Origin of the sequence: Asticcacaulis biprosthecium C19 (assembly GCF_000204015.1) — a bacterium.
Classification (GTDB): Bacteria; Pseudomonadota; Alphaproteobacteria; order Caulobacterales; family Caulobacteraceae; genus Asticcacaulis; species Asticcacaulis biprosthecius.
The window spans coordinates 321,032-331,428 of sequence record NZ_GL883077.1 but is presented as its reverse complement, the minus strand read 5'-3'; the positions used below and the strand labels follow the sequence as shown (position 1 = coordinate 331,428).

The following is a 10,397-nucleotide window of genomic DNA, read 5'->3' as shown; positions in this document are numbered from 1 at the left end:
CGCGCTCTAAGCGACCTGAATCGGTATCCGCCGCACGTCCTCACTGGCCGGCGGCCGGATCAGGTCGATATGCAACAGTCCATAGGCAAGGGTCGCCTTGGCGACTTCCCAGCCTTCACCCATCACAAAGGCGCGGTTGAAGTTACGCAGACCTATCCCGCGATGCAGGAATTCGCGTTGAGTTTCATCGCCGCGATCCTTGCTGGCCATGACCATCAGATGCGCGCCCTTGACCTCGACCGCCAATTGGTCGGCGGTAAAGCCGGCGACGGCGATCGAGATACGAATTTCAGCAGGACCCAGGGCTTCGACATTATAGGGCGGGTAGTTGTCGTGACCGCGGCCGACTCTTTCGATCAAGGCGCGCATATCGTCGAAGCCAAGCAGATAGGGGCTGTCGAAAACTATGGTGCGCGTCATAGCTGAGATATGGGCGGCAGACGACCGGTCGTCTAGGCCTGACCTTCAAGAAAATCGCAGACGGCGGCGAAGGCCTGCGGCTCGGTCAGTTGCGGGGCGTGGCCGACATAGTCGATATCGACCCGGGTAAAGTCGCGTGCGCGTCCGGACATGGCCTTGGCTTCGTGGGCATCGAGCACATCCGACAAAGCGCCGCGGACCAGCAGGAGGCTGCGGCCCTGGGCCAGGCTGGCATAGCATGGATCGAGGTCGTGATTGGCCGAGGCCGTCATCAGGCTGCGGAAGGTTTCGGTGATACGCGGATCGCAGGCCAGGCGCAGCAATCCGTCCTTGCTTTTGATAAAGGCGCGGCGGGCCAGTTTCAGCCATTCCGCCTGGGTGTAGTTGGGGAAGGTGAGCTTGTTCTGTTCGGCAACGAAGACGGAGGCGTCGTGCCAGTTACGGAAGGCGACGGGCTTCATGGCGGCGTAGGCGTTCAGCCGCGCCAGGCCCTTGGGCGACAAGACCGGCCCGACGTCGTTGAGCACCGCCGACACGACCAGGTTTGGCCGCAGGGTTGACAGCACCATGGTGACCAGGCCGCCCATGGACGAGCCGACAAAGATGGCCCGGCCGATGCCCAGCGCATCGCACAGGCTCAGCACGTCCTTGGCATAGGTCCACAGGTGATAGTTGGCGGGATCGGCGTCATACTCGGACAGGCCGCGGCCGCGCAGGTCGGGCACGATCACTCGGCGATCGAGGCGCGAAATATACGGAGCGACCTCTTCGAAATCGGCGGAGTTGCGGGTCAGGCCGTGCAGGCAGATGACGGGCAAACGCACACGGCCAGCCGAGGCGGCGTAGTCGCGCGCGTACAGGCGCAGGCCATCCTCGGTAAACCACCAGCGGTCGGCATAGGCGGGCGCTTTGCGCGTCATGGCGGCGCGATCGGTCTGATCGGTATCCACGGCGTCGTGGCTGAAGCTGACCGGCTGCTGCATGGTATCCCTGAGACGTATCAAGCGAGTGCCTTGAAAACGTGGCGCGAAATCAGGAAATTAACCCTGTTCGCTGATTCCTCTACAACAAATATGCCGGTTTGGAATAAAAAAGTGCACGTGCGAAGGCGGATGCGCGACCAACGGCCCTTAAGCGTCGATGCGGATATGCGCCGGAAGGGTCGGACGGCTTTCCGTTTCCAGGATGTAGCCGTCGCCCCGAAGCAAGAAGCCGGAGCGTGCCCAGATATCGCGCGACAGGCGGTTAGCGTCGGTCTCGGTGCTGAGCGCCTCGACTTCGCCGTGTAGTTCGCCAACACACAGCGCCACTGCAGCCAGTTCGACCTCCAGCCCGACGACGCGGCAGCTCATAACGAACTGGGTGATGACCTGGCCGTCGACGCAAAGCACACCCGTCAGGCCATAGCGCGTGTAGATGTCGCTGACATGCAGGGCCTGGAAGACTCCGCCACGCGCAAAGAAGGCCTCGGCCTCCTGGGCGGTCCACCGCACCCCGGTGGTGTTGAACTGATTGGTTTTGTTGAGCAGTTCGAAGGCGCGAGCAAAGGCCGGGTCGGCGGTGGAACGAATCGGCTTCAGCGCCACCGCAACCTGCAACGACGCCAGAAAGTCCTCGCGCGACAGGGTCTTGCGGCTGCGTTCTCGTTCGCCCTGGGCCTGGATCATCTCGCTGCGGCGCGCCGATTCGTCGCTGATGCCGGCGCCTTGTGTTTCGGCCGACCACAACAGGATCCGGCGCAGCAGGTAGGGGTTGTCTCCCAGGATCCGCATATCGGGGAAGGCGGCCGCGACAGCGGCGCGTTCGGCGGGATTGTCGTCGATGAAGACCACGCTCTTGGGCAGCAGGTTCACCTCGGTCAGAATTTCGGTGATATTGTCCGCCTTCGGCCGCCAGTTAATGCGGCGAACGGCGAAGGCGTCTATCGGCAACAGGCCTTCGAAGGGCCACAACTCGCGGACGCGGTCTTCGCTGTTCTTTGACACAATGCCCAGCAGCACGCCGCGGCGTTTCAGGACAAGCAGGGCTTCGGCAAGACCAAGGGGCCAACCCTCGACCTCCGTGGTGCCGGCCTCGGCCAGAACACCACGCCAAAGCGTGTCATCGAGATCGATCAGCACCAACTTGACCGTATCGATCTGTTGCAGCGAGCGGAAGCCGGCTTCCAGTTCGCGCCACAACAGGGTGCAGAAGATGTCGGCGTGGCCAGGATAGTGATCTTGAACCGGCGCAAGGGCGGTGATGCGATCCTGGTCCATCGCGAAGTCGGCATTGGAAAGAATGGCGCCGTGACCGGTCACCCACACCATATCGTCCTGAAGGAAGCGTCGGCCGACTGTGGCGGCGATCTGGTCGATGTCGGTAAGCCAGACATTGCGATAGTGCGCCATCTCCTCGACCAGGTGGCGGTTCAGTTGTTCGATAAAATAGACGAAGTTACGCAGGTCGTAGCGCGGCATCAGTCGGCCCAGAGCATTCTGCTGCGGCGGGATGAAGTTGGCGACGAAGGCCGGGAGACCGTGGCTGACATTCCACGCCAGGGCATTGGCCACCAAACGGTTCAGGCGCAGGCAGCAATCATCGAACAGGGTCTGCCAGGCATCGGGTTGATCGTATGACAGGTTCAGGTAGGCGCCATCGGGCAGGATGACGCGCAGGGGGATCTGGATAAACTGAAAATCGTAACCGTCCAACCCATGTGGCGGCTCCGGGAGTTCGACCGTGTTGTTGACCAGGACAAAATCGGTGGCGACCCTGCCTTCGTCGCGAAAGACGTCGGGCAGCCCCGAAATCAAGCACGAGCCTATGACCACTATGCGTCGCAAGGGGGTCGGTGTGACGCTGAGGTCGGCCGGCACACGGTAGAACCGGTCGTCGACAGGTACGACCCCCAACTCGACCTCCGGGCCATCCATCAGCCGGTCCAAAGCCTGGCGCTTGCGCAACCGGCTGAGGATGCGGGCCTGACCGGCCAGGGCGCGGTGATGGCCGGGATCGAAGCGGCGCAAGGTCAGCCAGCGTTCATAGGCTGCGGCCGGATCGCCCATGCGTTCGGCAAGGACCGCGGCCTTGTCCCACAGCCAGGTATCGGCGGGGAAGCGGGGCAGGGCGCTGTCCGCCACGATGGCCGCCTCGGTCAGACGACCGGCATGCATCAGGATATCGATGCGGTCGGTGAAGACGATGGCGTTGCCGGTAAAGGTTTCGCACAGGGCTTCATACAAGGTCAGCGCGGCGTCGCGGTCGCCGCGGTGCAGGATCAACTGCGCCAGTTCGCGTTCGGCCCATAGCCCGCGATGCCGCTGGCGCCAGCCGGCCAGCCAGGTTTCGGCAAGATCGCTGCGGTCCAGACGGATCAGCTCCCGCGCGGCATGGGTCGCGGCGATATCATCGGGATGTGCGGTCTCAAGGCGATCCAGCCAGGCCAGGACCGCGTCATCGCCCGCACTCAGCCGTTCGGCAATACCGGCAATACACTGTTCGGGCGTGACGTCTGGCTGAGGTGCGGATTTGCCGCCAAGGCGCCGTATCAAGCCGTCCAGGCTCATGCCGCCCTCCTTTTCACGCAGTCGGTCAAGCTTAACACCGTGACTTGCAAAATCAAGGTAACGGCAGACGCCCGTCGGGCATCAACTTGTAAAGCAGGGTGCGCGCCTTTTGTGACAGGTGCAGGACGTCGCAGAACCAGTCCTGTATCGGCTGACCCTGGTCGTCGTGGACCTGATCGAAAAGCGATAGAAAAGGGATGTGACGTTGGTGGCAAGCCTCGGCCATGCGCTGGTTAAACCGGCGGACGGCCATCTGGCGGTGCTCGAAAGAACCGTGGATGGGATTGTTGGTATCCATCGTCACTTCATGCCACGTCGCCAGCGGTACGCCCCAGACCCCGACGCGATAGCCGGCGGCGGCGATGCGATCCAGGAACATGGCGTATTGGTCGGTAATGTCGTCCACGATGTCGGAGATGGGGCGGCCTTGGGCCTCCGACTGGCGGCAGGCATGGTAGCGGCAGTCGATTTCACCGAAGGAAAACAGGATTTCGGCGCCATTTGGAACGTCGCCATCGCGCAGAAGGCCTTCGATCTTCTCTTTGGAAGCGTTCTTCGAATTCGCAGTGTTCAGGTTGTAGGCAAGGCCAGGTCCCAGGTGAAGGCCGACGAAGCGGGAACTGTAGCCCTCGAATGGGATGGCGTTTTTGTTGGCCGGCCATTCGTAAATGCCCTCATCGCGACCTGCCAGGAAGCGCACGTGGCTGTCACCGATGGCGTAGATCTTGTCGGTATAGCCGCCGGCCCCGGTACCTTCGGAATATTTGACACCGTCGACGATCAGCGACGAAAACTTCAGATCCGGATCGTTGGCGCGGCTGTCGGTCCGCGACGACCGTTTGGTCCAACCGTGCAGATCGAAATGCGGCGGGAAGGCGTGTTGCCGGCGCGTATCGTCACAAAACTCGACCAGTGCCGGTGCCAGGTTCACGGACTGCAGCAGTGCGACCAGGCTGGAGATGGTGAAGGTTTGTTGCGGGGCGAAGCGTTGCGCCCAGTCGCGATACGTTTGCGATGGGTGGTTCCCGTCGGTTTCGACGATACGCAGGCGCCCGCCGACCTTTAGTGCCCGGGCTGCGGCCAGCACCAAGTCCCGCGCTTCATGATCGCTGATATAGGACAGGATGCGGTCGCCGATGATGTTGCAAACCTGTCCGCCCTTCAGATACCAGTGATGGCGCGCGGGCAGATTGGCGCCAGACGCGAAGCCTGGCTGACCCTCACCCAGGTCCCAGCGGATGTCTCCCCCATCTGCCATGGCTATACGCGCGAAATCAGGCGGTGCATCGGCCGACGCGCGGCGCCGGGGACGCGGTTCAACTTGATTAGGCCTTCCGGCTCACCCCACAGGTCGTAGGCGTCGGCGCGTGTGACCCGGGCCTTGGCGTAGTCACCCGCCTTCAGACCAGTAAAGCCCTTCAGGTAGATATGGCCGTCGATTTCAGGCGCATCGCCACGCGTGCGGGCGACGGCGACACCGTCACTGCGGATTTCATCGACCAGGACATCCTCGATACGGCCGACCTTGGCCGCCAGCTTCTGGGCCGAGATGCGCGATGCCACCGCCATGAAACGGGCCAGGCGGTCCTGCTTGACCTCTTCCGGCACGTGGTCGGGCAGCAGCTTGGCCGGCGCACCTTCGACGTTTTCGTAGGCAAAGGCGCCGACCCGGTCAATCTGGGCGGCTTCCATCCAGTCCAGCAGCAGGTTGAAGTCAGCCTCGGTTTCACCGGGGAATCCGACGACGAAGGTCGAGCGCAGAGTCAGGTCGGGACAGATTTCGCGCCACGATTCGATGCGCTGCAGCGTCTTGTCCTGGTTGCCTGGGCGCTTCATCGCCTTGAGGATCTTGGGGCTGGCGTGCTGGAAGGGGATATCCAGATAGGGCAGGATCTTGCCCTCGGCCATTAGTGGAAGGACGCCGCTGACATGGGGGTAGGGGTAGACATAGTGCATGCGCACCCAGATGCCGAGTTCGCCAAGGCCGCGCGACAGGTCTTCGAAAGAGGCGGCCCAATTCTGGCCGCGCCATTCTGACTGGGCATAGCGGATGTCCAGGCCGTAGGCGGAGGTGTCCTGGCTGACGACCAGCAGTTCCTTGACGCCGGCCTTCGCCAGGGTCTCGGCTTCGCGCAGGACTTCGGCGACGGGGCGCGAGGCCAGGTCGCCGCGCAGGGTCGGAATGATGCAGAAGGAGCAGCGGTGGTCGCAGCCTTCGGAAATTTTCAGGTAGGCATAGTGTTTCGGCGTCAGGCGCACGCCTTCGTCGGGGACCAGCGACTTGAACGGATCGGGTTTCGGCGGGACGATGTTATGGACGGCGTCCATGACGGCATCATATTGGTGGGCACCGGTGACGGCGGCGACGTTGGGGAAGCGGGCCCGGATCATGGCTTCATCGCCGCCCATGCAGCCGGTGACGATGACCTTGCCGTTTTCGGCCAGGGCTTCGCCGATGGCGTTGAGGCTTTCTTCCTTGGCGGAATCCAGGAAGCCGCAGGTATTGACAACAATGACGTCGGCGCCGGCGTAGGAGGCCGAGGTGTCGTAGCCTTCGCCTTTCAGCCGGGTGAGGATCCGTTCGGAGTCGACCAGGGCCTTAGGACAGCCCAGTGAGACGAAGCCCACCTTGGGGGCTTCGGACGTTTGGGGCACGGCGGGGGCTGCAGGTTCACGCATGAATAAAAGACTTGAATTGGGGGGGAGATCGCGATTTAAGCCGTCCTACTCGAAATTCGAGCCGGTTGAAAGCCCCGGCCCCGCCATCAAGGATATTCTCATGCTGTTGTTTGCTGATACTGCTGACACGAACCTGCTGGCCGAGCTGGCCGAAACCGGTTTGATCGACGGATGTACGACCAATCCGACCCTGATTGCCAAGTCCGGCCGCAACATGTTTGAGGTCATCAAGGAGATCTGCGACCTGATCGACGGGCCGGTTTCGGCCGAGGTAGCGGCGGTGGATGCTGTCACCATGATCAAGGAAGGCGAGAAGTTGGCCAAGATCGCGACGAACGTCGTGATCAAGGTGCCGCTGACGCTGGAGGGGTTGAAGGCGACCAAGGAGCTGTCGTCGCAGGGTCTGATGACCAATGTGACCCTCTGCTTCTCGGTGAACCAGGCGCTGCTGGCGGCCAAGGCGGGTGCAACCTTCGTGTCGCCGTTCGTCGGCCGGCTGGATGATCAGGGTGCGGACGGCATGCAGCTGATCCATGACATCCGGACGCTGTACGACAATTACGACTTCGATACGGACATCCTGGCGGCGTCGTTGCGGACCCCGGCGCATGTGCAACAGGCGGCTTTGGCGGGTGCGGATTGCGCGACCCTGCCGGCGCAGACCTTCAAGGATATGTTCAAGCACCCGCTGACGGATAAGGGTCTGGAGACCTTCCTGGCGGATTGGGCGAAGACTGGCCAGAGCATCCTGTAAAGTTATGGGGTTTGGGGCCCGCGGCCCCAAGTCTTTCCCTTCAATAAAAACGCCTTCGCCCTCATAGGGGGCGAGGGCTTTTTTATTGAAAAGAAGGTTTTGTGGGGCCGCAGGCCCCAAACCCCATAACTTTACAGAGACGTCTGTACGTCCTACGCTCCAAACACCGGGGAGCGCGCCATGTCCGACATTCAGAAACGTCTCGACTTCATCGACCTGCTGCGCGGGTTGGTCATCTGCCTGATGGTCCTGGACCATACGCGCGATTTCATCCACATCGGCGCCATGACGTCCGATCCGCTCAATCTGAGTACGGGCGGCCCGGCCCTCTATATAACGCGGTGGATCACCCACCTGTGCGCCCCGACCTTTGTCTTCCTGTCCGGCGTGTCCATCTTCCTGCAAGCGCAAAAGGGCAAGACCGGCTGGCCGTTGAGTCGCTTCCTCCTCACGCGCGGTCTGTGGCTGGTCTTCTTGGAACTAACCCTGGTCAATCTCGGCTTCGACCTTTGGCCCGGCATCTTTCTGCAGGTCATCTGGGCCATCGGCATGAGCATGGTCATCATGGCCGCCCTGGTCTGGTTACCGCGCCTGGCTGTCCTGGGCGTCGGCATCGCCATCGTCGCCGGACACAATCTCCTTGCGCCCATCGATGCCCCGCAGTTGACCGGCGCAGCTCAGGTCTTCTGGATGCTGTTCATGGAGCCGGCCTTTACCCTGCCTCTGGGCGGCTTCAACGTCTATCCTGTGATCCCGTGGCTGGGGATCATGTGCCTTGGCTACGGCCTCACCTCGGTGATTACCGACTCCGGCCCGAACCGTGCACGCAACATTGCCTTGCTGGCGATCGGATGTATCGTCGCCTTCCTGTGCCTGCGCCTCCCCAACCTGTATGGCAATTCCGTGCCATGGGCCATGCCGGCCGATCCGGCGGAAGCGCCCTTCGCCGTCCTCAATGTCCTGAAGTACCCGCCGTCGCTGCACTATGTCCTGATCACCCTGGGCGTGGCCTTGCTGATCATGCTGGCCCTGCCGAAACTGCCGGCCCTGGCGCAAAAGCCATTGCTTGCGTTTGGTCGGACGCCGTTGCTGACCTATCTGCTGCACATCTATGTCGCCCACGGCCTCGCTGTGCTGGTCGGCGTGATCCAGGGCATACCGGCCGAGGCCTTCCTGCGCCACCTAAGCGACCCGTCACGCACGACTCAGGCCGGCTTGCCTCTGTGGGGCGTTTATATCGCCTGGATTGCCGTCCTGGCGATTCTGTACCCGATCTCCAGCGCCTGGGCAAAATACCGCGCGACGCACAAACACTGGTGGACGAGCTATCTGTGATCGTTGCCGCGTCTTCGTCCGGAAGGATTGACCACGAACCACACGAACAGACACTAACTTGAGGGCGTGCCTACATAAGCCAGCCGTGGCAAAGCGAGGAAGACTTTGCCAATCTCATCACTTCACCGACGGACCAGAAACGACCTGAAGTTCGTGCCTGTTCGTGTAGTTCGTGGTAAAATTCTTCCTTAAGCCTTAATCGCCTCGGCAATCATATTGACCGCCGCCTTGACCTGCTTTTCGTCATCGCCCTCGGCCATGACCCGGATCAGCGGCTCGGTGCCCGAAGGCCGCACCAGCACCCGGCCGGAACCCTTCAGCATTTCCTCGCCCTCACGGATGGCCTGCTTTACGGCCTCCGAGTTCAAAGGCGAAACACCCGTAAACCGGACATTCTTCAAAATCTGCGGCACAGTATCAAACTGATGACCCAGCTTCGACATCGGCTTGCCGCGTTCGACCAGCACCGCCAGCACCTGTAAGGCCGCCATCAGGCCATCGCCGGTGGTGGCATGGTCGGTCAGAATCACATGGCCCGACTGCTCGCCGCCCAGATTGAACCCGCCCTCACGCATACGCTCCATGACGTAGCGATCGCCAACCTTGGTGCGCTCCAAGGTCAAGCCCTTGCCAGCCAGGAAGCGCTCCAGGCCCAGGTTCGACATGACGGTTGCAACGACGCCGCCGCCCTTCAACAAGCCCTTGTCGGCCAGATGCCCGGCGACGATGGCCATGATCTGGTCGCCATCGACGACCTTGCCGTTTTCGTCGCAGATCACCACCCGGTCGGCATCGCCATCCAGGGCAATGCCCAGGTCGGCGCGCATCTCCTTGACCTTGACGGCCATGGCATCGGTGTGGGTCGAGCCGCACTTTTCGTTGATGTTCAGGCCGTCCGGCGACACACCAATGCAGATAACCTCGGCGCCCAGCTCGTACAGAGCCAGGGGCGCGACCTTGTAGGCCGCGCCATGGGCGCAATCGATGACGATGCGCAGGCCGTTCAGCGTCAAATGCCGCGGGAAGGACGCCTTGACGATTTCAATATAGCGCGCCTGGGCATCATCGAGACGCTGCACCCGGCCCAGCTTGTGCGGTTCGGCCACGCCTTGCAGGATGTCGCCGTCCATGCGGGCTTCGATTTCCAGCTCGACCTCGTCCGACAGCTTGTAGCCATCCGGCCCGAACAGCTTGATCCCATTGTCCATGAAGGCATTGTGCGACGCTGAGATCATCACGCCCAGATCGGCGCGCATCGATCGCGTCATCAGCGCCACGCCCGGAGTCGGCAGCGGCCCGAACAGGCGCACATCCATGCCGACACTGGTGAATCCGGCGACCAGAGCGGGCTCGATCATATAGCCCGACAGACGGGTATCCTTGCCGATGACGACCAGGTGCCGACGGTCGGCATTGGACATGAACATCTTGCCGGCGGCCATGCCGACGCGGTAGGCGACTTCGGCCGTCATCGGGAAGGTGTTGGCGCGGCCGCGGATGCCGTCGGTGCCGAAATACTTACGAGTGCTCATGAGAATGGGTACGGTCTGTCGGAATGCAGGGAAGGGAGGCTTCTTATAGGCGCAAGTTTAGCCGGCAAGCGTAAAATCTTTGTGCCCGAATGTTACCAATCATTTATTAATATCTGATTTTATTATCTT

General features: G+C 61.9%; 8 protein-coding genes. 2 read left to right on the top strand and 6 right to left on the bottom strand.

Going from position 1 to position 10,397, the window contains the following annotated elements; genetic code table 11:
* Positions 1-6: 6 nt before the first annotated feature.
* The 5 genes from ABI_RS01855 to rimO all read right to left on the bottom strand — a co-directional run bounded on the left by ABI_RS01855 (position 7) and on the right by rimO (position 6,647).
* The gene (locus tag ABI_RS01855; RefSeq protein ID WP_006271111.1) at positions 7-420 is read right to left on the bottom strand and encodes an Hsp20 family protein; all 414 of its coding nucleotides are present in this window, start codon (positions 418-420) and stop codon (positions 7-9) included.
* A 32-nt stretch (positions 421-452) separates the two neighbouring features.
* Positions 453-1,403 carry an alpha/beta fold hydrolase gene (locus ABI_RS01850; RefSeq protein ID WP_006271110.1) on the bottom strand — a complete coding sequence of 317 codons (951 nt, stop codon included), beginning with the start codon at positions 1,401-1,403 and terminating at the stop codon, positions 453-455.
* A gap of 147 nt (positions 1,404-1,550) precedes the next feature.
* Positions 1,551-3,968 (bottom strand): HAD-IIIC family phosphatase, encoded by a 2,418-nt coding sequence (locus ABI_RS01845; RefSeq protein WP_006271109.1) that lies wholly within the window; start codon positions 3,966-3,968, stop codon positions 1,551-1,553.
* Between the two features lie 52 nt (positions 3,969-4,020).
* Positions 4,021-5,226 carry an SGNH/GDSL hydrolase family protein gene (locus ABI_RS01840; RefSeq protein WP_006271108.1) on the bottom strand — a complete coding sequence of 402 codons (1,206 nt, stop codon included), beginning with the start codon at positions 5,224-5,226 and terminating at the stop codon, positions 4,021-4,023.
* A 2-nt stretch (positions 5,227-5,228) separates the two neighbouring features.
* Positions 5,229-6,647 (bottom strand): 30S ribosomal protein S12 methylthiotransferase RimO, encoded by a 1,419-nt coding sequence (gene rimO, locus ABI_RS01835; RefSeq protein WP_050808171.1) that lies wholly within the window; start codon positions 6,645-6,647, stop codon positions 5,229-5,231.
* Positions 6,648-6,747: 100 nt separating this feature from the next.
* Between rimO and fsa the strand changes: the two genes are divergently transcribed.
* Both fsa and ABI_RS01825 read left to right on the top strand, forming a co-directional pair.
* On the top strand, positions 6,748-7,401 hold the full coding sequence (fsa, locus tag ABI_RS01830) for a fructose-6-phosphate aldolase (protein ID WP_006271106.1): 654 nt from the start codon (positions 6,748-6,750) through the stop codon (positions 7,399-7,401).
* Between the two features lie 180 nt (positions 7,402-7,581).
* On the top strand, positions 7,582-8,736 hold the full coding sequence (locus ABI_RS01825) for an acetyltransferase domain-containing protein (protein WP_006271105.1): 1,155 nt from the start codon (positions 7,582-7,584) through the stop codon (positions 8,734-8,736).
* A 188-nt stretch (positions 8,737-8,924) separates the two neighbouring features.
* Here the strand turns inward: ABI_RS01825 and glmM are convergent, their stop codons facing one another.
* Positions 8,925-10,268 carry a phosphoglucosamine mutase gene (glmM, locus tag ABI_RS01820; RefSeq protein ID WP_006271104.1) on the bottom strand — a complete coding sequence of 448 codons (1,344 nt, stop codon included), beginning with the start codon at positions 10,266-10,268 and terminating at the stop codon, positions 8,925-8,927.
* Between the last annotated feature and the right edge of the window lie 129 nt (positions 10,269-10,397).

Bases quoted from the DNA above. Each gene is read 5' to 3' on its own strand.
- ABI_RS01825 (WP_006271105.1), top strand. From the start codon at position 7,582: ATGTCCGACATTCAGAAACGTCTCGACTTCATCGACCTGCTGCGCGGG.
- rimO (WP_050808171.1), bottom strand. From the start codon at position 6,647: ATGCGTGAACCTGCAGCCCCCGCCGTGCCCCAAACGTCCGAAGCCCCC.
- glmM (WP_006271104.1), bottom strand. From the start codon at position 10,268: ATGAGCACTCGTAAGTATTTCGGCACCGACGGCATCCGCGGCCGCGCC.
- ABI_RS01840 (WP_006271108.1), bottom strand. From the start codon at position 5,226: ATGGCAGATGGGGGAGACATCCGCTGGGACCTGGGTGAGGGTCAGCCA.
- ABI_RS01855 (WP_006271111.1), bottom strand. From the start codon at position 420: ATGACGCGCACCATAGTTTTCGACAGCCCCTATCTGCTTGGCTTCGAC.
- ABI_RS01850 (WP_006271110.1), bottom strand. From the start codon at position 1,403: ATGCAGCAGCCGGTCAGCTTCAGCCACGACGCCGTGGATACCGATCAG.
- fsa (WP_006271106.1), top strand. From the start codon at position 6,748: ATGCTGTTGTTTGCTGATACTGCTGACACGAACCTGCTGGCCGAGCTG.
- ABI_RS01845 (WP_006271109.1), bottom strand. From the start codon at position 3,968: ATGAGCCTGGACGGCTTGATACGGCGCCTTGGCGGCAAATCCGCACCT.